At 59.0% G+C, this 23,133-nt stretch carries 17 protein-coding genes; 13 read left to right on the top strand and 4 right to left on the bottom strand.

Annotated features, from left to right (window positions below):
* Positions 1–71: 71 nt before the first annotated feature.
* Both Mal15_RS25525 and Mal15_RS25530 read left to right on the top strand, forming a co-directional pair.
* Positions 72–3,509 carry a DUF1553 domain-containing protein gene (locus Mal15_RS25525; protein ID WP_147870334.1) on the top strand — a complete coding sequence of 1,146 codons (3,438 nt, stop codon included), beginning with the start codon at positions 72–74 and terminating at the stop codon, positions 3,507–3,509.
* A 195-nt stretch (positions 3,510–3,704) separates the two neighbouring features.
* Complete coding sequence (locus tag Mal15_RS25530; protein WP_147870335.1) at positions 3,705–5,165, top strand: DUF1501 domain-containing protein; 1,461 nt, start codon at positions 3,705–3,707, stop codon at positions 5,163–5,165.
* 1 nt (position 5,166) lies between these two features.
* On the opposite strand, the gene Mal15_RS25535 is transcribed toward Mal15_RS25530, so the two are convergent.
* Positions 5,167–5,853, bottom strand: a complete 687-nt coding sequence (locus Mal15_RS25535) for a hypothetical protein (protein WP_147870336.1) — start codon at positions 5,851–5,853, stop codon at positions 5,167–5,169.
* Between the two features lie 461 nt (positions 5,854–6,314).
* Here Mal15_RS25535 and Mal15_RS25540 point away from each other — a divergent pair, with 461 nt between their 5' ends.
* From Mal15_RS25540 to Mal15_RS25585, 10 genes are all read left to right on the top strand, one after another.
* Entirely contained in the window at positions 6,315–7,364 is a 1,050-nt protein-coding gene (locus Mal15_RS25540; protein ID WP_147870337.1) for an arginine N-succinyltransferase, read from the top strand.
* Positions 7,361–8,815 (top strand): succinylglutamate-semialdehyde dehydrogenase, encoded by a 1,455-nt coding sequence (gene astD, locus Mal15_RS25545; protein WP_147870338.1) that lies wholly within the window; start codon positions 7,361–7,363, stop codon positions 8,813–8,815. Before Mal15_RS25540 ends, astD begins: the two co-directional genes overlap by 4 nt.
* A 176-nt stretch (positions 8,816–8,991) precedes the next feature.
* On the top strand, positions 8,992–10,341 hold the full coding sequence (gene astB / locus Mal15_RS25550) for an N-succinylarginine dihydrolase (RefSeq protein ID WP_147870339.1): 1,350 nt from the start codon (positions 8,992–8,994) through the stop codon (positions 10,339–10,341).
* Between the two features lie 253 nt (positions 10,342–10,594).
* Complete coding sequence (locus Mal15_RS25555; RefSeq protein ID WP_147870340.1) at positions 10,595–11,770, top strand: redoxin domain-containing protein; 1,176 nt, start codon at positions 10,595–10,597, stop codon at positions 11,768–11,770.
* 9 nt (positions 11,771–11,779) lie between these two features.
* Positions 11,780–12,337 (top strand): hypothetical protein, encoded by a 558-nt coding sequence (locus tag Mal15_RS25560; protein ID WP_147870341.1) that lies wholly within the window; start codon positions 11,780–11,782, stop codon positions 12,335–12,337.
* A 59-nt stretch (positions 12,338–12,396) separates the two neighbouring features.
* Positions 12,397–14,478, top strand: a complete 2,082-nt coding sequence (locus Mal15_RS25565; protein ID WP_147870342.1) for a hypothetical protein — start codon at positions 12,397–12,399, stop codon at positions 14,476–14,478.
* Positions 14,471–15,466 carry a MotA/TolQ/ExbB proton channel family protein gene (locus Mal15_RS25570; RefSeq protein WP_233903027.1) on the top strand — a complete coding sequence of 332 codons (996 nt, stop codon included), beginning with the start codon at positions 14,471–14,473 and terminating at the stop codon, positions 15,464–15,466. Before Mal15_RS25565 ends, Mal15_RS25570 begins: the two co-directional genes overlap by 8 nt.
* A 6-nt stretch (positions 15,467–15,472) precedes the next feature.
* Complete coding sequence (locus tag Mal15_RS25575; RefSeq protein ID WP_147870343.1) at positions 15,473–16,348, top strand: hypothetical protein; 876 nt, start codon at positions 15,473–15,475, stop codon at positions 16,346–16,348.
* The gene (locus Mal15_RS25580) at positions 16,345–17,238 is read left to right on the top strand and encodes a cell envelope integrity protein TolA (protein WP_147870344.1); all 894 of its coding nucleotides are present in this window, start codon (positions 16,345–16,347) and stop codon (positions 17,236–17,238) included. Before Mal15_RS25575 ends, Mal15_RS25580 begins: the two co-directional genes overlap by 4 nt.
* 510 nt (positions 17,239–17,748) lie before the next feature.
* Positions 17,749–18,267 (top strand): helix-turn-helix transcriptional regulator, encoded by a 519-nt coding sequence (locus tag Mal15_RS25585; RefSeq protein WP_147870345.1) that lies wholly within the window; start codon positions 17,749–17,751, stop codon positions 18,265–18,267.
* Here Mal15_RS25585 and Mal15_RS25590 read toward each other — a convergent pair.
* Together Mal15_RS25590 and Mal15_RS25595 are read right to left on the bottom strand one after the other, a co-directional pair.
* Entirely contained in the window at positions 18,259–19,212 is a 954-nt protein-coding gene (locus Mal15_RS25590) for a universal stress protein (protein WP_147870346.1), read from the bottom strand. The genes Mal15_RS25585 and Mal15_RS25590 overlap by 9 nt on opposite strands.
* 25 nt (positions 19,213–19,237) lie before the next feature.
* Positions 19,238–20,131, bottom strand: a complete 894-nt coding sequence (locus tag Mal15_RS25595; protein ID WP_147870347.1) for a universal stress protein — start codon at positions 20,129–20,131, stop codon at positions 19,238–19,240.
* A 298-nt stretch (positions 20,132–20,429) separates the two neighbouring features.
* Between Mal15_RS25595 and Mal15_RS25600 the strand changes: the two genes are divergently transcribed.
* Positions 20,430–21,005 (top strand): hypothetical protein, encoded by a 576-nt coding sequence (locus Mal15_RS25600; protein ID WP_147870348.1) that lies wholly within the window; start codon positions 20,430–20,432, stop codon positions 21,003–21,005.
* Positions 21,006–21,146: 141 nt separating this feature from the next.
* On the opposite strand, the gene Mal15_RS25605 is transcribed toward Mal15_RS25600, so the two are convergent.
* On the bottom strand, positions 21,147–23,006 hold the full coding sequence (locus Mal15_RS25605) for a hypothetical protein (protein ID WP_147870349.1): 1,860 nt from the start codon (positions 23,004–23,006) through the stop codon (positions 21,147–21,149).
* Positions 23,007–23,133: the final 127 nt, after the last annotated feature.

Here is a 23,133-nt window from a genome sequence, read left to right on the forward strand (position 1 = left end):
CGATGATTGAAGCCGGTTTTCGGGTATACTGATGACGCCCTCCGCCCCCCAAATCGTTGCTCCCCCCTTCCATGCGATTTACCAGCTTTCTCTCTCTTGCCTCGGTCGTCATTCTCTTATCGCTCATCGCACCAACCGGTGTGACAGCCGACGAACCGCCGGTCGATTTCAACCGCGACATTCGGCCGCTGTTGTTCAGCCGTTGTGTGACGTGCCATGGCCCCGATGAAGCCGAAAGGGCGGCGGGGCTACGGTTGGATACCGCCGAAGGGGCTCACGGTGACCTGGGCGGTTACGCGGCGGTCGTCCCCGGTGACACCGACGCGAGCGAGTTGATTTTGCGGGTCACCAGTGATGATCCGGACATGGTGATGCCGCCACCGGGCAAGGGGGATCCGCTCAAGCCCGCTGAAATCGCGTTGCTGCGTCGGTGGATCGATCAGGGCGGTCAGTATGCGAAACATTGGTCCTACGAGGCCCCCGTTCGGCCACCGCTGCCGACTGTATCCGATCCGTCGTGGCCGGCCGGGCCGATCGACCATTTCACGCTCGCTCGGATGGAGGCCGAAGGATTGCACCCTTCACCGCCAGCCGACCGTTTGACGTTGGCCCGGCGGGCGGCGATCGACTTGACCGGTTTGCCGCCGACTTGGGATCAAGCCAAGGCGTTTGCCGAGGACGGTCGAGCCGATGCGTACGAGGTCTACGTGGATGCGTTGCTCGCCAGCCCCGCCTTCGGCGAACGCTGGGCGCGAGTCTGGCTGGACCTGGCCCGCTATGCCGATTCGGCCGGCTACGCCGACGACCCGCCCCGCACCATCTGGGCCTATCGCGACTATGTGATTCGCGCGATCAACGACAACATGCCCTTCGATCAATTCACGATCGAACAAATCGCCGGTGACTTGCTGCCCAGCCCGACCGACCAGCAATTGATCGCCACGGCCTTTCATCGCAACACGCTAACCAACAACGAAGGCGGCACGAACGACGAGGAGTTCCGCAACGTCGCGGTTGTCGATCGGGTCAACACGACGATGGCGGTTTGGATGGGCACCACGATGGCCTGCGCCCAATGTCACACCCACAAATATGACCCGATCACCCAAGACGAATACTTTCAATTCTTCGCCTTCTTCAACAGCACCGAGGACGCCGACAAGCGAAACGAAAGCCCGCTGTTTGAAGTTTGGAGCGACGAGCAAAAACGCCGCAAAGCAGAATTGGCCGAACGGATCGAAACGCTCCAAGCCGAATTGGCCGCTCCCTCCGACCTGGTCGACCGACAACGCGACCAATGGCTGGCCGAGTTCTCCTCGCCGCCGGATTGGCATCCCGCCGACGTCACTGCCATCGAATCCCAACGCTCATTGAAGTTGACTGAAGACGGGTGGATCAAGGCCGACGAAGACGAACTGGAAAATGCCACTTACCAAATCGAGATCTCCACCTCGAATCAACCGGTGACGGGTATCCGATTGGATACATCCGCGTCGCAAGAACGCAACTTCGTGATCTCCAATTTTCACGCGACCTGGTCACCCCAAAAGCCTTCCCCGGTCCGAGCCCGATTTGTTCGTGTCGATCTGCCGGGGAAGTCACGCTTCTTGCACCTAGCCGAAATCGAAGTGTTCAGCGGCGGGACGAACATCGCAACACGCGGCAAGGCCCGTCAAAGTTCGACTTATGCCGACGCGGTCGCCGCACGAGTCAACGATGGCAATACCGCGGGGGATTACCACCAGGGTTCGGTGCAACACACGGGCGGGGAAAGCGACCCTTGGGTTGAAATTGATTTGGGCGCGGTGATGCCGATCGACAATCTTGTGGTTTGGAATCGGACCGATGGCGGAACGGGAATCGTCGAACGTCTGAACGGATTCAAGGTGTCGTTGTTGGACGAAGAACGCAACGTGGCCTGGACACAACAACCCGAAGGACCTGCGCAAACGAAACACGCCCTTTCACCTAGCGGGGTGCGTGCGGTTACGTTCCGCCATGCGTCGGCCGATCATGAACAAAACGGTTTCCCCGCAACGGCGGTCTTGCAATCGCAAGCGGATCCAAAGACGGGGTGGGCCGTTGCGCCACAGGTCGGCCGCCCCCATCAGTTGACGCTCGCGCTCGGTTCACCGACACCGGCGTCCGAGGGTGTGCTGACGGTCTCGATCGCCCAAGAATCCGTGCATCCACGTCATCTGCTGGATCATTTCCGATTGTCCGTCAGTTTCGACGCGAACCTGACCCGGTGGGCGACCTTGCCGGTTGCGATCCGCCAGATCGTGGCGAAGACGAAGGACGACTGGAGTGAGCAAGAAGCGAAACGGATCGAGGACTACTTTCGCTCGATCGCCCCGGCGCTCAAACCCCAGCGTGACCAGCTTCAATCGGCACGCGATGAACTGGCAAGAATGAAACCGATGACCAGTGTCCCGGTGATGAAACAGTTGCCCGCTGAAAACCGTCGCGTCACCAATGTGCAGTTGCGCGGGAACTATCAAAGCACAGGCGATGTGGTCAGCGAGGGCACGCCGCAGGCCTTTCACCGGATCGACAACGCCGACAACCCCAACCGTCTGGATCTGGCGCGTTGGCTGGTCGATCCGGCCAACCCGCTCACCCCGCGGGTGATCGTCAATCGACACTGGGAACAATTGTTCGGGATCGGGATCGTGGAAACGAGCGAAGAATTCGGGTCGCAGGGTGAATTGCCCTCTCACCCCAAGTTGCTCGATTGGATGGCGGTCGAGTTTCGTGAAAGCGGATGGGACGTCAAACGGTTGATCAAGTCGATCGTGATGTCATCGACCTATCGTCAAAGCAGTGTGGCGACGCCGCGAGCCATTGCGGACGATCCCAGCAATCGGTTGCTCGCACGCGGCCCCCGATTCCGCGTCTCGGCGGAAATGGTGCGTGACCAGGCATTGTTCGTCAGTGGCTTGTTGAGCGACAAACGCTTCGGCCCGCCGGTCAAACCGCCGCAACCCGAGTTGGGATTAAAAGCCGCCTTCGGGTCGGCGACCGACTGGAAAACCAGCCAGGGCGAAGACCGATATCGGCGCGGGCTGTACACGACGTGGCGACGCAGCAGTCCGTACCCGTCGATGGCACAGTTCGACGCGCCCAACCGGGAAGTTTGCACGGTGCGTCGGATTCGCACCAACACCCCGCTTCAAGCGTTGGTGACGCTGAACGATCCCGTCTATGTCGAAGCGGCTCAGTCGTTTGCCAGAAACATGATCCACGCCGCAGACTCGCACGAAGGCCGGCTGGATTACGCCTTTCGCACCGCGTTGACCCGTCCGCCGACCAATGCCGAGACCGAGCGACTGAAACAACTCGTGTCCGCCGCGACCGAAACGTATCGCCAGTCGATCGACGACGCGATGCAGATGGCCACCGATCCGCTGGGGGATTTGCCCGAGGGCGCCGACCCGGCCGAGTATGCGGCCTGGACCGTGGTCGCCAATGTGATTTTGAATTTGGATGAATTGTTGATGAAACGTTAATCATCGTGAATCGCCGTTCAAACGTATGGCTCGTTCCTAGGCTCCGCCTGGGAACGGAATCTTCTGGAGGCTCCGCCTCCGGTTGGATGCGGTGTGTGGCGGGAGCCACACCTGCAGTGCGTTCCAAGGCGGAGCCTTGGAACGAGGCAATGACTCAGCCGCTAGCTTCCTTTCCCCCTCACCACTTTGCCCGCCATGGACCCTCGAGCCTCACTCTTGCAATCGCGCACCCGCCGGCATTTCTTGCAGCAGTCCGCTGCGGGAATCGGATCGATGGCTTTCGCATCGTTGCTGGCCGAGGACGGATACGCCGGTGATCCCTCGGCAACGCGTGCGAGCGATCCGCTTGCCAGTCGAACGCCCCACTTTGCCCCGAAGGCGAAGCGGGTGATTTATTTGCACATGACCGGATCGCCGCCGAATTTGGATCTGTTTGACTACAAAGACGAACTGGTCAAACGCAGTGATCAGGATTGCCCCGATCAATTCCTGGCCGGCCGCGAATTCGCGTTCACTTCGGGCACGCCGAAGCTGATGGGTTCGCCACGCAAGTGGCAGCGTGTCGGCCAAGCGGGAATGTGGATGTCCGATGCGATTCCACACTTCCATGGAATCGCCGACGAGATGTGTGTCGTGCACTCGATGTACACCGACCAATTCAACCACGCGCCGGCGGAATTGATGGTTTACACCGGTTCGCCCCGCAGCGGTCGCCCGTCGATGGGATCTTGGATCACGTACGGACTGGGCAGCGAAAACGAAAATCTGCCCGGTTTTGTGGTCTTGATCTCCAGCGGCGTCCAACCCAACGGCGGAAAGAACTCGTTCGGCAGCGGCTTTCTGCCGTCGGTTTACCAGGGCGTGCAGTGCCGATCCAAGGGCGACCCCGTGCTGTATTCCTCCGACCCGCCGGGGATGAGCCGCACGATGCGCCGTGCGACGCTCGACGCGCTTGCCGACCTGAACCAGATGCAAGCAGAACAGATGGGGCATCCGGAAACGCTGACGCGCATCTCGCAGTACGAATTGGCCTATCGCATGCAGACCTCGGTCCCCGAGGTGATGGACATCTCGGCGGAGTCCCAGAAGACGCTGGACGAATACGGTGCGACGCCGGGTGGTTCCAGTCTGGCAAACAATTGTTTGCTCGCCCGCCGTCTGGTCGAATCCGGCGTGCGGTTTGTGCAACTGTTCGATTGGGGCTGGGACTTTCACGGCACCCAGGCGGCGACCGGGCTGACCGACGGCTTGACCAACAAGTGTGCAACAATGGACAAACCCGTTGCGGCGCTGATCCGCGATTTGAAACAGCGTGGGTTGCTCGAAGACACGTTGGTGGTCTGGGGCGGTGAATTCGGCAGGACACCGTTTCGCGAAGGGCGGACGGCCAAGAGCAAAATCCTCGGTCGCGATCACTACCCCGACGTGTTTACGATGTGGATGGCCGGCGGCGGCATCAAAAGCGGGTTCGAATATGGCCAGAGCGACGAACTGGGTTTCGGTGTCGCGGAGAACCCGGTCCATGTGCATGATCTGCAAGCCACGATCCTGCATCAGTTGGGGTTCGATCACGAGCGGTTGACGTACCGATTCCAAGGACGCGATTTCCGCTTGACCGACGTCCACGGGCACGTGGTCAAAGAGTTGCTGGCGTGACTCAATCGCTCAAGTCGATGACTTTCGTGATCTTGGGTTCGTAGTCGCTGTAACCGAATCCACCGTGCGTCACCTCAACACGCCAAGTCTTACGAATCGGATGTCCGCCCTTGGTCGCCGAGTTGACCAAAATGTGGACTGAAGTGTCAGAACGATTTTCGGGTTCGTTCACGACGGACCAGTCGGCGACGCTGTACAGTCGCGACGGGCGCGTGTGTCGAGCCCAGTAGTCGGTGCCATCGCCACCACGTCGTTGTTCATCCAGCCAATCTTCGACGTGATCGACCGCCAGTCTCGCATAGTAACCAAGCGGATCGCTTAAGTTCTCTGCCATCCGAATCTTAGGAACCAGCTGACTTGATTCCCAATCGTAGTCGGCCCCGATGGTGACACGGTAGTGATCCGGCGCCGTTGGACGTCCGAGTCGGTCCAACCGATGAATCAACAGATTGACATGGCTGGCCGACGATTCCTGGATCTGCCATTCGGTCAGCGATCGGAGATGAAGCGGATCCCTGGTGTTCTCCCAGAATGGTTGAATATCACGCCCCGCCTTTTCAGCCGTCAACCAATCCTCAACCAGGGCTTCACTCACCCGGCTTTGTCGGCTCGCATCGAACTGTCCCAGGTAACTGAGAACGCCGAAGGGGATCAAAAAGACGGTGGCCAACAAGGCGAACGTTCGCATCGTGTTTTTTTCGGGCGTGGCGGGGGTGGGTTCGTCTAACCATGCCTCACGCTGTGCAGAAATGTCCCACCGACTGTCAATGCGATGGTGGAATGTTTTTCTCGTTGAATCGTCTATGGAGGTCACGCGGAATGATCGAGCTATTTGGACCAGACGTGTTGAGCCGAATAGAATGGCAGGGGATCTCGTGGTCGTTGGTGTTTAGCCTTTAGGCGACTCTCCTCGCTGCTTCACAGCGAGGGGCGACCGGCCGGAAGGACCGTCGGTCACCGAGTAGCGATTCCCGATCGCTGCGAAGCAGCGAGCAGCGACCGCCCGGAAGGGCTGTCGTACACTGAGGGGCGACCGTCGGGAAAGGCCGTCATACACTGAGCAGCGACTGCCCGTTAGGGCCGTCGTACATTGAGCAGCGACCTCTGATTGTCGGTCAACATCGCGTTTCGTTCTTAAGGATTTCATCGATGCACCACATCCGGCTCGTCCGACCGGCGGACCTGGACGCCCTGTTCGACTTGGCCGGCAAGTCGACGTACGGATTGACCACGCTGACCCCGGATCGCGATCGACTGGCCATGCGGATCGAAGAATCCGAGACCGGCGAGTCGCCGTTATTGGTTTGGGTCGAAGGTGCTGAACAGCGGCTGATCGGGACCGCCGGGCTGTTCACCCACGTCGGTGATTCCTCCAAAGGGGAACCGTTCTACGCGTTTCGATTGGAGCGTAGCATCCATCGATCGGAAGCGTTAAACGTTCGCACCGAGGTCGACACGTTGCACCTGGCGAAAATCTTTGACGGCCCGACGGAGCTGGGGACGTTGTTCTTGGATCCGCAATTTCGCGGGGGAGGGAAAGGTCGTGTGTTGTCGCTGTCGCGGTTCATGCTGATCGCCCGTGACCCGGAACACTACGATCGGCAAGTCATCGCGGAAATGCGAGGCGTGATCGACCAGGACGGACGGTCGCCGTTTTGGGACGCCGTCGGTCGACACTTTTTTAAAGTCGATTTTCCGATCGCCGACACCCAGTCGTTTCGCGACAAACGGTTTATCGCGGAACTGATGCCCAGCCATCCGATTTATGTTCCGTTGCTTCCCGAGCAAGCGCGTGAGGTGATTGGTAAGGTGCACACCGATACCGAGCCGGCTCTGCGGTTGCTGGAATCCGAGGGCTTTCACGAAGCCCAAATGGTCGACATCTTCGACGGTGGGCCTTGTATTCGCTGTGACCGCAAAGCGATTCGAACAATCCTGGAATCGAGCCGCGTTGAGCTGACGGGCGTTTTTCCAGCCAGCCAGGACGCCAAGATGGACACCCTGGTCGCGACCGCCGATGGCCCCTTTCGTTGCATCGGGGGCGCGACCCGGCGAACGGCCGACGGAATCCAAATGCTACCATCGGACATCGAAAGCCTGGGCGTGTCGGTGGGCGATTCAGTAATCGTCTCGCCGCTAAAAGGAACGGCCAAAGCATTTTGGAACGACAAGACGGCTAACCAAGTGGAGTCCTCATGAATTCATCATCCGAGCCAACTACGTCGATGGCGGCTTGCTTTCCCGGAACCGATGAAATCGTCTGGGAAGGAACTGCGGCGACCGCCGCGGACGTGGCGGACGCTGTCGCCAACGCTCGGTCCGCACTTGCAGGGTGGCAAACCACTGCGGTCGAGGACCGCATCGCCGTGGCGGAACGATTCGCTGCCTTGGCGACCGATCAACAGGAGTCCATCGCGAATCAGATCAGCCGGGAAACCGGCAAACCGAAGTGGGAATCGACTGCGGAGGCCAAGTTGGTGCCGGCAAAGGTGAAACTGGCCGTCCAAGCCTATTGCGAGCGCAGCGGTTCGCAACAAATCGATCTGCCGCAGGGGACCGGGCGGGTGGTTTACCGTGGCGTGGGGGTGATGGCGGTGCTCGGTCCGTTTAATTTTCCCGCCCACCTGCCCAATGGACACATCGTTCCGGCACTGGTCGCAGGCAACACGGTCGTCTTTAAACCCAGTGAGATGACGCCAGGCACGGGTGAATTGCTGTGTCAACTTTGGCACAAGGCAGGTCTGCCGCATGGCGTGCTGCAGGTGGTTCAAGGCGACGGGGCCGTCGGCGCCACGCTTGTCTCGCAAGCAGTCGATGGGGTCTTGTTCACGGGAAGCTACGCCGCCGGATGTGCGATCCATCGGTCGTTGGCGGGCCGGCCGGAAGTGCTGTTGGCGTTGGAGATGGGCGGCAACAACCCGCTGGTGGTCCATCGGGCCAAGGATCTCGACGCGGCTGCCTATCTGTGTGCCGTCTCGGCGTACGCCACTGCCGGCCAGCGTTGCACGTGCGCACGCCGCTTGATTTTGATTGACGATGACGATTCGAATTTGCTTGTCGATCGCTTGGTCCGTCACTGCGAGACGCTTCGAGTCGGATTGCCCGACGACGATCCGGTGCCGTTTTGTGGACCGTTGATTTCTGCGGCAGCGGCGGACCGCGTGTTGGATGCCCAGGCGTCGTGGCTGGATGCCGGCGCGAGGGTACTCGTTGCAGTGTGCCGTGACCCACGCAACGCGGCCCTGCTGCGTCCGGGACTGGTGGATGTGACGACGATGAACGATCGAATCGACGAGGAAGTGTTCGGGCCGCTGCTTCAAGTCATCCGTGTGGTGGACTTTGATGCGGCAATCGGCCAGGCCAATCGGACGGCGTACGGATTGTCGGCGTCGTTGCTGTCAGATGACCCGGCCTTATTCGATCGGTTTCGAACACTGATCCGTGCCGGCGTTGTCAATTGGAATCAACCGACGGTAGGCGCCAGCGGTCGCTTGCCGTTCGGAGGCTTGGGGGCGTCGGGGAATCACCGGCCCAGCGGCTACTTCGCAGCCGACTATTGCAGCGATGCTGCCGCCATGCTGGAATCGGGGTCTTTATCGTTGCCGGCGACCACCCTGCCGGGGATCGAGGTCGGGGGGAACACCCCGTAGCGGAAGCCGCCAAGGCTTTCGGCGAAACCCTTGACGATGTGTTCCGAGGGTCGCCGTGTTTTCCGAACTCGGCGCCACAAAAAGCAAAGCTTTTCCCCACGCCGACCTCGGAGAGGACGGCGACTATCCAGGCCAGTCGAAAACGAAACTGCGGTAGACGACTAGGATCAATTCCCATGCACCACACCGATTCCGCCACCGCGGTCGAAGTCAATTTTGACGGATTGATCGGACCGACGCACAACTTCGCCGGGCTCGCGCCGGGTAACTTGGCGTCGTGGCTGCACCGCAGCGAACCCTCCAATCCTCGTGCCGCTGCTCGACAGGGCCTGGCGAAAATGTCTCGGTTGCGATCCTTGGGCATCCCCCAAGCCATTCTGCCTCCCCAACCGCGCCCGAACCTACGCTTGTTGCGACAACTCGGGTTCTCCGGTGACGATGCAAACGTGTTGGCAACGGCGCAAAACCAATCGCCCCGAATGCTGGCGATCGCCATGTCCGGTTCGAGCATGTGGACGGCCAATGCCGCCACCGTATGCCCGTCCGCAGACGCCGATGACGGCCGCGTCCACTTCACCGCGGCCAACTTGGCCAGCAGCCTGCATCGCGCGTCCGAAACGATCGTGACGGCGACGATTCTGAGACGCATTTTCGATGATCCGCAATGCTTTTGTCATCACGACCCGATCCCCTGTTCGGCCGACATGGGAGACGAAGGCGCGGCCAACCACACCCGGTTCTGCGATTCGTTTGGCGGTCCCGGCGTCCAGCTATTCGTCTACGGAACCGATCACGGGGACGACGACCACTCGCGTCCCCGACGGTTTGCCGCGCGCCAGTCGCGAGCCGCCAGCGAAGCGGTTTCCCGCCTGCATCGGCTTGATCCCCACCGCGTCGTTTTCGCCAAACAAGACCCGCGCGCGATCGATGCGGGTGTCTTTCACAACGACGTCATCGCGGTGGGACATCGCCAATTGCTGTTCTGTCACGAGCAGGCGTTTGAGCAACCCATGCAGGTGTTCGATGCCCTTCGCCGGGCGACGAGCGAGCAGATCCGAATCGTCGAAGTTCCCCAACAGCGTGTCAGTTTGGACGATGCCGTCGCGACGTATTTATTCAACAGCCAGATCGTCACGGCAGCCGACGGTCAAACCGTCTTGATCGCGCCGGAGGATTGTCGCAGCCATCGCTCGGTCGCCATGTTGCTCCAGGAACTGGTCGACGATGGAACCTTCGATCGCGTGGAGTTCGTGGACCTGCGTCAAAGTATGAACAATGGCGGCGGGCCGGCGTGTTTGCGTCTGCGCGTCGTGTTGACGCCGGAGGAGGTCGCGTCGGTCACGCCGGGCGTCTTTCTGACCGACACGTTGGAGAAACAGCTGGATGTCTGGATCGAGCGATATTATCGAGAGTCGCTGACCGCCGCGGATCTGGCCGACCCGCAGCTGATGCGTGAATCCTTCGACGCCCTGGACGAATTGGCGTCGCTGCTGGGATTGGGCAGCGTTTACGAGTTTCAACGCTGAATCCGCCGAACGACCGAGTTCCGCTACAATAGGAATTCGCAATCGTTGGTGTTTAGTCTTCAGGCGATTCCCGCTCGCTGCTTCGCAGCGAGGGGCGACCGCCCGGAAGGGCCGTCGTACATTGACCGGCGACGGCCCGGAAGGGCCGTCGTACACTGAGAGTCGTACGCGGAGAGTCGTACGCGGAGAGTCGTACATTGCAAGAGCGACCACAAAACCAAACCGAGTTCACTTTTTTCCCCGAGTGATCGTGATGACAAAAACCTTGCTCGCTGTTTTGATTCTGTTGGGTGTCCCCGGCCTTTCGGTCGCGGCCGATTTTCCACCCGGTCTGCAAACACTGGAAATCGGTGATGCCGCGCCCGATTTTAAATTGCCCGGGATCGATGGGCGCGATTGGACACTGAACGACTTTGACGACGGCAAGGTTCTGATCGTCTACTTCACGTCCAACCACTGTCCGGTTTGCCATGCCCATGACCCGCGATTCATGGATCTGGTGCGGGAAGTCGACGGCCGTGGCGTGGCGGTCGTTGCGATCAATCCGAATTCCGGCGATGGATTGCGGCCGGACGAATTGGGGTATTCAAAGTACGACGACAGTTTCGAAGACATGAAACCGTATGCGAAAGATCATGGGTTCACGTTCCCGTATTTGTACGACGGAGCGACACAGGCGACGGCCAAGAAATACGGCTGCTTGGCGACACCCCACGTGTTCGTTTTCGATTCCGAACGAAAGCTTCGTTACAAAGGCCGGCTGGACAATTCTCGTTACCCCGACCCGGCGTCGGTGAAGTCGCGTGAGACGCGGGATGCCGTCTTGGCGCTGCTGGAGGGAAAGCCCGTTCCCGTCCCCGTGACCAAACCGTTTGGGTGTTCGACCAAGTGGCGCGAGAAGATCAGCAAGGTGGAGGAGGACGAGCAGCATTGGCAATCGGCCGAAGTGACGTTGGACGAAATCGATGCAGCCGGGCTGGCCAACTTGGTCGCCAACGAGACCGACAAGTATCGACTGTTCAATGTTTGGTCGACCACCTGCGCACCTTGCGTCGAAGAGTTTCCCGGGTTGACGCGAGTCTCGCGCCGCATGGGATTGCGGAAATTTGAATTGATCACGATCAGCACCGATCTGCCCAAGAACCGTGATCGCGTTGTGGCTTTTCTGTCGGCCAACCGAGCCGTGTTGCCGGCACGCTTGAAACCGTCACTGGAATCCGAAGGCCGGACGTCGAACAATTATCTGTTCACCGACCCGGATGTCGACGCCTTGATCGCCGCCTTGGATCCCCAATGGGAAGGCCCCGAACCGCACACGGTGTTGGTCGCACCGGGCGGCAAAATTGTCTTCCGGCACAACGGGATGATCGAGGAGACGGAGTTGCTGGACGCGTTGCTGGCGGAAATGAAAGCGACCTATTTGGAGTGATCGACGGTGATGATGATGAAACCTACGCTCGTGCTTGCCGGCCTGCTCGTTTGTGGTGGCTGTTTTCCGCCGCCGGCTTCCTCGCCCGCATCGGCGCAGAAACGCCAGGCCCAGGCGATCGCCGACCGCGAACAAGAACTGCAGTTTCGTGACGAATCCGGCAACATGGACTGGCGAAAACGCGTCGACGCGGCAAAAAAATTGCTCGACCAGGCCCAGTCCAATCGCCGCTGGGGCCAATCCCAGGCGGCACTCGACCAAGCCTTGGACGCTGCACGATTGATGCCGCCGCCCGGCAAGGATTTTGACTTGCAAGCCGAGTTGGCCGGGCTTCAAAAAGAGTCGACCGATGCGTCGGTCGAATCGGACGAGCCGGGCACCTCGGGGGGGACGACGGATCCGGCGGGCGCTGAAGCGGGCGTTACTGAATCTGGCGGTGGCGTGACCAACGCGGAAGTGCGTCAGATTCGAAAAGAGCTGGAAGCTCTGCTGGAGCGACTGGAAGGAAGTACCGGTCGGACCAACGCCGAATTAAGCTTGGAGCGGGATTTGATCGAGATCCAGTGACCCGAACCCGCATGACCTGCGGAATTCGTCCTGATGTTTTCTATGCTTGCGGTGTCCCTTTGATTCAGCGAAACGTCGACCCCGTGATTCACCGCTTGCAGCGAGCGCTGGAAACGGGGGCACCGCGCGAAGAGGTCACCCAGGCCTTGGCGGCCGCAGAATCTGCCACCGAATCGGCAGCCGAGCTGTCGTCGTTGTTGCGTTATCGTGCCGACGAGTACATCCGAGCCGAACGGATGCTGGAACGCCGCCGGTTGATGTTCGCCGTCGCCTGTGTCGTCTGCCTATTCGCCACCGTGGTCGGCGGATTCGGATTGGCCACGTTGGACCGCATGCGTGCGTTGGTCGATCACCAGGCCGAATTCGACAAATTGGTGACGGCAGAACAATGGGACCAAGCGTCCGACTATTTAGACCAGTTGGACGAAGCAACACGCACCGAACCGGCGTTCGTTCGAGGTCGCGAGATGGTCGACCAGGCAATCGCCCGAGAGGCCGAACGAAAGGCCGAGTTCAAACGGTTAGCCGATCAAATGCGTTCGCTGCCGCTTGCCGACATCGATCCGGAAGACGTCAAGCGATTGAACTCGTTGGCTCGCAGCGAGGAAGAAATCGAGTTCGCCAGTGAGATGCTGGGCAAAGCGGAAGAACAACGTCTGCAGCGTGAAGCCGCCAGGGCGAATGACCAGACACACGAATTCGAAACACTGCAAGGAAAGGTCGACCGGTTCCTCCGTGTGGAGTCAGCGGAACTGACCGACGAAGCACGTGCCGCGCGACGTTTTGAGCTGCAACAGGAATTGGGCAGATTTGCCGCCACGCACCAGCTGGGCAACCCGGAACTGAGCGAGGCGGCCAAGCAGGCATCCAAAATGCTTGCCGCGTCTGCCGAGCGGGATCAACAGCAGACGGATCGTGACAAATTGGTCGACGCGATCACGCAAGCCGTCGGAGATTCACATCGCTACACGCTTGCCATCGAACATTTCGCCGACTCGTGGCCGCGCGACCCGTTGACGCAGCGACTACAGCGAGATGCTCCCAGTCCCAAGGCGATCGACACGACGCTGGCTTGGATCGACGTACTGAACCATCCCGGTTATCGCCGACCACAACTGGTCGACAGCGCGATCGCTGCCGACTGGCTGGCGACTCTTCGGCAAGCTGAAACACTTGATCCGGAACATCCCTTGTCCGGCCTCGCGACCCGTTGGCGGACAACCTATGAAACGATCGCCGGCTGTGACGACGTGATCGGAGAGTTGCGAGAAGCGTTTCGATCGCCGCTGCTCAATCGAATCTACGTCTATCCCGATCCGGGCGGGCAGGTGTTCTACTCGGAACAACCACCGAATCGGACGTCACAGCGTGCCCATCTGGTCCCGGTATTGGTCAATCCGATGCTTCAGCGAGAGACAAAGAACTTTGGGCTGCGTTTTCGCGATGACGTGCTGCCCGGTGTCACGTTGTCGGGGCACAGTCAATTCGCCGCCAAGGTCAGCCAGAGTATTTCGGACGTCACTGCGGTCGACTTTACTCCGGTCGCCTATCGTCTGATCCACGAATTGCGAACCTTTCAAAGCGACCCGGAATTTGATCCGATCTATCGGTTGATCTGGATGCGACGCGTGTTGGAAATCGCCGTCAAGGGAAGCGTGCCGATCAAGCTGGCGTTCGGCGACTGGCTTGAAACGTTGCAGGCCGCGCAATTCGATTGGGACACCAATTGGCTGGACACGGACCCGGACGATGTGGATCAGCTTGTCCAACGCACCCAAGCCAAGCGATTGATCGAGTCGGTGGACGACTGGGACAAACGGGTCGAACGCATGCTGAGTGAATTCAAATCGTTTCGCCGCCCGCGTCCCCCCGCCCCCCGATGGATCGGCTGGGTTTCAATGGACGGCGCGAAGTACCAAGTCGTGTTGAACGAACCGGCTGTTGCGGATCCGTTGGTTGTGTTCTCGTTCGATGCAAAGACGGGGCGAACGAAACAAGTCGCCATCGGCCCGCCGCAATCGTCGATGTCTGGCAGAGTAACTGATCCGGCAGCGCAACAGTGCGGCGCGATGGTCTGTGTCCTCGCCCGCCCAGATTCCGACTCGCCCGACCCCCAACAAGGAGCCGATCAAGGTGGATGAATCGCCGGTCAGCAACGATCGACTCGTCTGGATGCGTCGCGATATCGAACGTCGCTTCGGGTTCTCGGGCGCACGCTACACGCGTGTGGGAAGTCTGCTGCCCGCGATGATCGCGGCGGCGATGACCGTGGCGCTGTTCGGCTCCCTGGTCGCGATCGGATCCAACCCGATCGTGGACATGTTCATTCGTCGCGGTTGGACGCCGCCGGTGATCGTCTTCTTTACCTTTTGGTCGCTTCTGATTCTGTGGTTCAAACGCGCTAAACTGCGTTTGCAACACAAGGCACTCGGGCTGGTCGTGATGCCCGACCAAGTTGATTTCGTGTTGTCGGTCGACCGGGTAACCGATGTGCTGCATCGTTTGTACCAGGTCTGTGACGATCCCAAGCGATTCGTCTTGCTGCATCGCATCGAAGTCGGATTGTCCAACGCGAGGAATCTGAGCCGCGTGGTCGACTTGGGCGAGATCCTGCGGACCCAATCCGAACACGACGAATCGGTGATGGAAACCAGCTTCAATCTGATCCGCGGATTGGTGTGGGCGATCCCGATCCTGGGATTCATCGGAACCGTTTCGGGGCTGTCGACCGCGATCGGCGGATTCGGCCGTGTGCTCAGTCAGACCGAAGACCCGTCAAAACTGATCGGTGCGTTGCAGGGGGTGACCGGTGGACTTGCGACCGCATTCGAAACAACACTTTTAGCACTGATGGCCGCATTGCTGGTTCAAATGGCCATGACGTTTCAAAAGAAGCAAGAAGAAGAGTTTCTCGATGAATGCACCGAGTATTGCCAGCGTGAAGTGCTCAGCCGGATCGCGCACTCCGATTCCGATGCGAGCGTCAAACGCGTTGCGGCTGGTGCGGATACCGACGCAACCGATTCGAAACAGAAGACGGAAGCGGAGTTTGCGGCGGTGGAAGTGATCCAGGAAGGCGAAGTGGACGACGATGCGGTCGTCATCGATGACCCGATTGTGTTGGAGTGACGCACCATGCGACGTCGCCGCAGCGAGCAAGCCGTCAATCTGTTCGCCTTTCAAGACATCATCACCGGTGTCGCCGGCGTGATGTTGTTCATCCTGCTGTTGTTGGTTGTGCAATTGAGTTTGCGGCTGGCGACGCAGGCGGCCGAGATGCAAGCGGAACTGACCGTGGACCCATCCGTCGCCCGAGCATCGACGACGCCGCCGGCCGAATTGGTTGAAGATCCCGCTCAAGATCTAATCGCGTTGCAGAACGAATTGAAAAACCTGCGGCGCGACAATCAGGCGTTGCTCGATGCCACCGAACGTGATTTGGATGCCGAAATCCAAGCCGCCCAATCGGAACTTGCCGAAATCGTGCGCCGCGCCGAGGCCACGAAGTCACAGGCCGAGCAGCTTCAACAACAAGTCGCCGCGGGAGAGATGAGCGACGAACGCAAACAAATTCTGGAGCTGCGCGAGCGGCTCCGCGAGCAGCTCGATTCATTGAAACAGGAACAAGTCCTGCATCGCAGCGGAAAACTGGTCGCATTCAAGACCACCGCGACGCCCTCGCGACCGATGTGGGTGGTCGATCTTCGCGACACGTACGCCGAGCTGTTTGACGTGCTCGATCCCGGCGACGTGACGGCGGTGTCCTACGACCGTAACCAGCTGCCGATGATGGTGGTGCGACAGATCCGCGACGTGTTGTCGGAAAAAACGAAAACGCAATCGATCATTCTGGTCCTGCGTCCCTCGGTCGCCGGGGCCGGCGCCGTTTTTCTGTCCGAGTTCCGCGACGCCGGTTTCCATTTGGCACTGGAATTGTTGGACGAGGATTCACAGATCACCGCGCAGGGCAGCGTGCCGGTCCGAGCGGATGCGCAGGGAGATGCACCGTGAGCCGGCGACGAACAAACAGCAACGACGACGATTCGCTGGAGTTATTGCTGGACACGGTGTCAAACGTTTTCGGCGGCGTGATGTTTCTGACGTTGTTGGCCGCGTTGTTGATCATCGCCCGCGGCACCGCGCCGGCCGAACCGGAAGACCAGCCCGATCAGCGGCCTCAACCGGTCAGCACGGTGCTGGTCGATGCCAAGGTTCGCCAAACGGTCGCGGCGATCCAGGCCCAGAAGACGATCATGCGCAGGCTGGATCCCCGAGGCGACGTGATGGACAAGGCTGATCGACTGGAATCGCTCCGGCAGACACTTTCGCTGGCGCGGCGACACGCCGGCCGCACCGATCATCAACGGCAAGCCCAGCAGAGAGCACTGGAAGATCAATTGGCCGATCAATCGGAGCTTGAACGGCAAATCGCCGAGGCGAAGCAACGGATCGCCGAACAGGCGGCAAGCGTCAGCGCCGTTCGATCGCAGTCGGAACGATCGGTGGAGTTTCGTCCCTTGAATCGAAGCATGACGGAGGAAGCGGTGGTGCTGCTGCGTTATGGACGCTGGTACCTGCTGCAAAACGCCCCCGACGAAGGAGTCAACCGCGAGGATTTTTTTGTGCTCCAACACAGCCGTTCGCTGACACGTGTGACGCCCAAACCACACCGCGGATCAGCGGTCGATGAGGATTCGCTGTCGGAATTGGCGACGCGTTTGCAGGCCGAATTCCAACCCGGTCGCTTCCATGTTTTGATCGCCGTGTGGGACGATTCGTTCTCCGAATTCAATCCCGTCAAAGACGCGGTCAAGACAGCCGGGTACACCTACCGCACACTCCCCTGCGACAGCAGCACCCGGCTGAGCAATCAGTACGCCGCCGAGGCCTACGTGCAATGAATCGGCGCACGTGGGTGTTTCGCGTTGAGGCGACATCCCACGCAGCGAAGGCCGAGCGCCAGGACGGGCCGTCGTCCCCATCCAAAGACCTCTTCGGCACCCTTCTGGCGGTCAAGCATCCTCCAGAGGGTCGGTCGAGCGGAAACCGATCATTTGGCGGTCAACCTCGTCAAAATCGGCCGCGCAACTGACACAACGGTGACGACCGACACGGAAATCTCAACCACGGCGGGTATCTAAGCAGAACGCGTCGCATCGCAATGCGACAGTGGTGTAGATCCATTACATCTGACACCGCCCCGTGCTTTCGGCAAGACCGTGCTTTCGGCAAGACTGTGCTTTCGGCAAGACTGTGCTTTCGGCAAGACCGTGCCTCCCGGCGAGACTGCCCCGATCTCGCATTGGGAGCGCATTTCCGATGGCCGCAAGGTCCAACGGACGAAGGCGACATCGTACGTGAGTTGGGTGCCATAAAATATCGCAATACGCGCAAAATGACGGCGATTCTTAATGTCTGATGTGATTCTGGACGGGATAAATGTCACGATCTGCGACTGGCGCGGCCATCTGATTTGGCGGAGCGATGACAAACCGTCGTGGAAACCCGGCGACATGGTTTGGAAGCACTTGGTCAGCGAGTCGATGCAACATGCCAAACAAGCCTTTGCCAGAGTCGTTGCGCTTGGCGAAGCGGCTACGCTGGAACTGGAGAATAAACGCGGCCAACACTCCCGCGTCTGGCTCTGGCCACTGGAGCGGCCGGAGATTGCCGTCTGCATGCTCTCGGTCATGATCCCCAAAGAACTGAAAACGCTGACCGACCGGGAACGCGAGATCATGGGGTTGTTGGCGTTGGGATGTCCGACACGCGAAATCGCCGAAAAGCTGGACGTCAGCGCGAGCACGGTGCACACCCACTTGCGAAGAGCACGACAGAAACTGTCGCTGCCGAGTGTCGAATCGCTCACCGGTTTCGCCGCCCGATACTGTCACCCGGGTGCCGCCCCGACCCAGGCCATCTCATTTTGACGCGTCATTGGCGTTTGTCTCTGCCGTTCCCTCATCGCTGGAGGTTCGGTGATGCCGGGAAATCCAAACGCTGCAGGGGGCGTGACGCAATACATACTTCGTCGTGCTGCCGAGCAGAAAGTCGTCCAGCAAACTGTGTCCGGAATCACCGACGACGACCAGGTCTGAACCGCTCTTTTCGGCCAGATCCGCGATCGCATCACCGACCCTCTGGTCATGCATGATGACCGATTGGGTCTTGGGCAACACTGCTTCGATGCGGTGCTTCATCTCATCCCCGCCCTGCTTCATCTCCTTAAAGATCTCTTCTTCATTGGCAATCGCGGCTGTCGAAAGTCCATTGCCGAGCAGGTAGTCATAGATCGGTGCGACACTCAGCAATTCGACCTCTGTCTCGGGATCCCAGTCGAGTGACGCTATCTCTTCGACCGCTTCGCGAGACGCATTCGAACTGTCATAGCCGACCAGGATGTGATTGGCCCGATCCGGATCTCGATCGCGTTTGTCTTCGTCATCCTTGGGCGGGCGAACCACCAGCACAGAGCACTTGGCATGCGTGGCAATGCTGTCGCTAACGCTGCCGATCAACAAGCGTCCCAGGAAGGAGTGACCTCGGGCGCCGATCACGATCAGATCACAATCCAGATCGGCGGCTTCGCCCAAGACGATCTTGACGGGATGCCCCGGACGGCAAATCGTGTCGATTCGGGTGCAGCGATCCCGCAACTGCGTGGCCAATTCTGCCTGGTGCGTTTCGGCACGGGCACGTTCCTGGCGGAGCAATTCGGGAAACCAGTGCTGCGTCGACTCGGGGCTGGAACCATAGGGATCACCGAGCGCGGTGATGATCGTCAAACTGATCGGCGCGGTGAATTTCAGCGATTGCAGATACCCCGCCGCGGCCGCGGCCTGCTGGGAACAATCGGTCGCGAGTAAAACTTTCATCGTCGCACGCTCCTGAAAGAGGGGATTAGGAGTCCACGTTGCGGACCGCACGATTCCGGGTGACCCAAACGCTGCAAGGGGCATGTCGCAACACATACCGGGACGTGCTGCCCAACAAGAATCGGTTCACCGCGCTACGCGGTGTTTCACCGACGATCAACAAATCGATGTCGTTGTCTTCGGCGAACGTGACGATGCTTTCACCCACATGATCCCCCTTGACCAAATGTGTTTTCGCACGCGGGGCCACGTCTGACAGAGCCGCCTTCGCCTGGGCCAGACCTTCCTGGTAATGCGACGAAATCTCAATGCCTTCGTCGGCAATCCGCTGGCCGATGAAATCCGACAGGTACGTTTCGACCGTCAGCAGGTGGAAATCCGTTCCCGTCTTCCACGGGACCTCGGCGATTTCTTCCAACGCCGCGATCGCAGAATCACTACTCTCGTACGCCAAGCAGACTCGGATGGGACGTACCGTGTCATGCAGTCCCGTGGGGCGGACCACCAACGTGCTGCAGGGCGCGTGGGTGGCAACATGATCGCTGACGCTGCCCAATAACAGACGTGTGATCTGTGAGTGACCTTTGGCACCGACGACCACCAAATCCCGCTTCAACGACTCAGCGACTTCGACGACCGATTCACCGACCGGTCCTTCTCGCATCACGTGTTTGATCTTCACGTTCGCGCCGTCAAACATTTCCGCCACACGCCGAAATGTTTCGTTGGCAAACGCCTTGTCACGCTCAAACGCTTTTTCCAACAACTCCCCCGTCGCGTAGCTGCTATGTATGAAAGGCCGTTGCACCACGCTCAACACCGCCAAATCCAAACTGTCCGGATGCGGCAGGTGGGCGAGCAACTTCGCAGCCTCGATGGAGGGATTCGATCCGTCGACGGCAAGTAAAACATTGTGCATAGCAAGATTTCTCCGAGGTGGTGATTGTCATCCGATAAAGCAAATCAAGTGCCAGATGCCGTGGCATAAACCAGATCGCACGTCTCTTTCGTATCACGGAATGACAGCGTGCGTAGTCGCCCACGGTGTGCTGATTGTCTCAAATCTGAGTGTGCAACTGTGTGACACAGTGACGTGCGAAGTGGAGCGACCGGGGCGAAACCGATTTCACGCTCGACTTTGGCCCTCCAATTGCAGGCTTGGACGGGACCCGGTCAGTGTGTCCGTTTCTTGACAGCGAATCGATCTCGGAGTGACCATGACTGACGAACCATCCAAGCCGAGGCATGAAACCGCTCGCTACTTCGCTGAATTGGAGGCCCGGATCGTTCAGCGTCTGCACGCCGAAGCCGGCTCGGAGGAGTCACGTGCCGCATTGGTCCGCAGCACCGGCGTCGAAGACCCCCGGCTGATTGAAGAGCTTTGCAAAATGGGAATCACGGCCGATGAATTGATTTGCTTGCGGTTCATTCCGTTGGTGTTGGTGGCCTGGGCCGAAAACAGCGCGGACGCCGAGGAGCGGGAGGCGATTCACGCCGAGGCAAAAAAGCTGGGGATCGGCGAAGATTCCACGGCCTGGCTGGTGCTGGAAACATGGTTGCAAAAACGACCGCCGGGTCTGGGGGTGGACGCCTGGAAACGCTACATCCGCGGGACCATGAAGAAGTTGACACTCAATGCCGCCAATCGCCTGATCCACCTGACCGAAAGACAAATGATCGCCGTGGCCAAAGCCTCCGGTGACGCGTCAGAACTGGGCAAGGTGTCTCACAAAGAAAGCCTGATGATCGACCGCTTGTTGACGATCATGCACGAGCAAGCCGAACGACCGTAGGTCCGGCGATGGGGTAATCGCCTGGGGCCGATCCAATCCTGCCACCTCCTCGCATCCGATTCCCAGGGGGCAGCTACTCCCTTCCCCTTTGCTTCGCCACACACTCGTCCCGCGTGCAGCGCGAACTCGGTCAAAGGCTCGCTACGGGGCCGGATACAAGGTGAATGCATCGTATCTGGTCTGCCGTGCAGAATTGGTGAGGGTGACGATAACGTCCACTGACTTCTGCTCAAAATTGCTGGGGACAGGCCAAGTCAACTCACCCGAACTGGAGACCTCCATGCCTTCTGGCCCGGACGAGAGCTGATAGGTAGTCACCGGGTGATTTGACACGACATCTATCTGATAGCGGTAGCTTTCACCTGGAGCAAACGCTCGCGGTGGCGTTGACGCAACGTAAAAATAGTTCGTTTTCGTTCTCTTGAGTTCTTTTTCAATCGCGTAGTGTTGAACGACAACCTTGTCGTTGGAAAACGGAATGGTGATCAACGATTCGGCTTGGACCAAGTAGAACACTCGTTTGTCTAAACTGAACTCAGCCGCTTCGTTACGCTGTTCCGGCGACTCCGTCCCCAGTTCCAAGTCGGGCAAATCGATCAGTGGGGTGTTTGAGCCGATGATGCGGATGTATGGTCGAACAACAGGAATATCGTTGTCTTCGACTGGGTGTTGTCCTTCCCTCTTCTCGGGAACGACCACATACATCTTCTCGTGCGTCGTCGGAACCGATGCGGCTTTCTCATCAGATGACAGCGCCTTCAAGGCGTTGGAGTACACCCCGCCTGTGCGCGTAAACAAATACATCCCACCTGGTCCCGGACAGACATGCCCGACCGATTTATGCTCATAGTATGCTTCGAGGCGATCACCATTCAGACGCAAGCAGTTAAGCCCTTGCGGGAACTGGTTTGTTGCCCACATTCCAAAGATGGTTCCGTTTGCCGAGGCACGCAGATGGTTGACGTCACCCCTAGTCGATAACAACCGTTCGCCGGGTATCCGGACCGCCTGTTCTTTTAAGGTAATGACATCGAGCGTCGAGAAACTTCCGGAAGCCGCCAAATCATCTCCATGGACAAGCACGGGACCGTCGGATGCGTATCCTGCCGCGACCGCCTTGACTACGCCAGAAAACGGTGTCTTGGCAGAAGCTTCCTTTTGCAGTGTGTTTAGTGACCAGCGTTCAATTCGATCGTTTGCACGATCGAAAATGATAATGTGGTTCAATGTGCCGGCGACCAAGATGTTGTCACTTGCTAGCGGTAAACGCTTAATGATAGAGCCCTCGACCGCGTCTAGGACGGCTATCGATTTGACATGTCTCATCACAACCAAGATTCGACGTCCTCCACCGGCTATGACGATGTCGGTGATCGCGGCGGGCATTGGCAGCACCCTTTTTTCTCCGTCGTAGAGCTTGACTTTTGGTTTTAACTCACGCGATATAGAACTTGTCCGACGCACAACTTGATCGACCACTTCCTCGGATTGACGAACAACAACGGTGAACTCCGCCTCGACACGAACGTCAACTAAATGAAGGGACACGCTCTCGGCCTGTGACAGGTTTAGTACGGATCTGACACTCCCGAAGTTGACATTGACGCGATCAAGTCCTTGCAGTTGACCGGTTGTTTCACTGCCATCAACAAAGATCGCCCGATGTGTACCGTCGTCCTGCGCGACAAGACGTTGAGTGTCTGCAAGTGTCTTGTGTTGAGAGGCGATCGAGAATTCTTGATTGATGAGCGGCGCGTTGATCTCACCTCGGGAATAAATGATCCTTGCTTCGACTAACCTGTCCGCGGGGCGGTAATTTGCGATCGGGACGAAACTTCCCGAGAACTTGGATTCGCTAACCCTGGCCAGCGAGATTTCACAGGAATCGCCTTGATTGATCCGAACGGAGGCCTCGACGGATAGATCTGTCGAATTACTGATGATCGGGACGATCATCAACGCTAAAGGTGTGAGACTGACCAGGCCTGTCTGCCAAGTCATCGGGAATCTCGACTGATATTTTTGGACGCTTGAGCAGGTGCAGTAGGTGACCGGCAGGGATGATGTGATTCCTGCCTGCGGCGGCAACGCTCAAGCTTACGAGTCCAACGACCTTTCCAGTTGTATC

It is taken from the genome of Stieleria maiorica (assembly GCF_008035925.1).
Classification (GTDB): domain Bacteria; phylum Planctomycetota; class Planctomycetia; order Pirellulales; family Pirellulaceae; genus Stieleria; species Stieleria maiorica.

What these genes read in the sequence shown, in the direction of transcription:
- Mal15_RS25525 (WP_147870334.1), top strand. Translation starts at nt 72, where the DNA reads ATGCGATTTACCAGCTTTCTCTCTCTTGCCTCGGTCGTCATTCTCTTA.
- Mal15_RS25530 (WP_147870335.1), top strand. Translation starts at nt 3,705, where the DNA reads ATGGACCCTCGAGCCTCACTCTTGCAATCGCGCACCCGCCGGCATTTC.
- Mal15_RS25535 (WP_147870336.1), bottom strand. Translation starts at nt 5,853, where the DNA reads ATGCGAACGTTCGCCTTGTTGGCCACCGTCTTTTTGATCCCCTTCGGC.
- Mal15_RS25540 (WP_147870337.1), top strand. Translation starts at nt 6,315, where the DNA reads ATGCACCACATCCGGCTCGTCCGACCGGCGGACCTGGACGCCCTGTTC.
- astD (WP_147870338.1), top strand. Translation starts at nt 7,361, where the DNA reads ATGAATTCATCATCCGAGCCAACTACGTCGATGGCGGCTTGCTTTCCC.
- astB (WP_147870339.1), top strand. Translation starts at nt 8,992, where the DNA reads ATGCACCACACCGATTCCGCCACCGCGGTCGAAGTCAATTTTGACGGA.
- Mal15_RS25555 (WP_147870340.1), top strand. Translation starts at nt 10,595, where the DNA reads ATGACAAAAACCTTGCTCGCTGTTTTGATTCTGTTGGGTGTCCCCGGC.
- Mal15_RS25560 (WP_147870341.1), top strand. Translation starts at nt 11,780, where the DNA reads ATGATGATGAAACCTACGCTCGTGCTTGCCGGCCTGCTCGTTTGTGGT.
- Mal15_RS25575 (WP_147870343.1), top strand. Translation starts at nt 15,473, where the DNA reads ATGCGACGTCGCCGCAGCGAGCAAGCCGTCAATCTGTTCGCCTTTCAA.
- Mal15_RS25585 (WP_147870345.1), top strand. Translation starts at nt 17,749, where the DNA reads ATGTCTGATGTGATTCTGGACGGGATAAATGTCACGATCTGCGACTGG.
- Mal15_RS25590 (WP_147870346.1), bottom strand. Translation starts at nt 19,212, where the DNA reads ATGAAAGTTTTACTCGCGACCGATTGTTCCCAGCAGGCCGCGGCCGCG.
- Mal15_RS25595 (WP_147870347.1), bottom strand. Translation starts at nt 20,131, where the DNA reads ATGCACAATGTTTTACTTGCCGTCGACGGATCGAATCCCTCCATCGAG.
- Mal15_RS25600 (WP_147870348.1), top strand. Translation starts at nt 20,430, where the DNA reads ATGACTGACGAACCATCCAAGCCGAGGCATGAAACCGCTCGCTACTTC.
- Mal15_RS25605 (WP_147870349.1), bottom strand. Translation starts at nt 23,006, where the DNA reads ATGACTTGGCAGACAGGCCTGGTCAGTCTCACACCTTTAGCGTTGATG.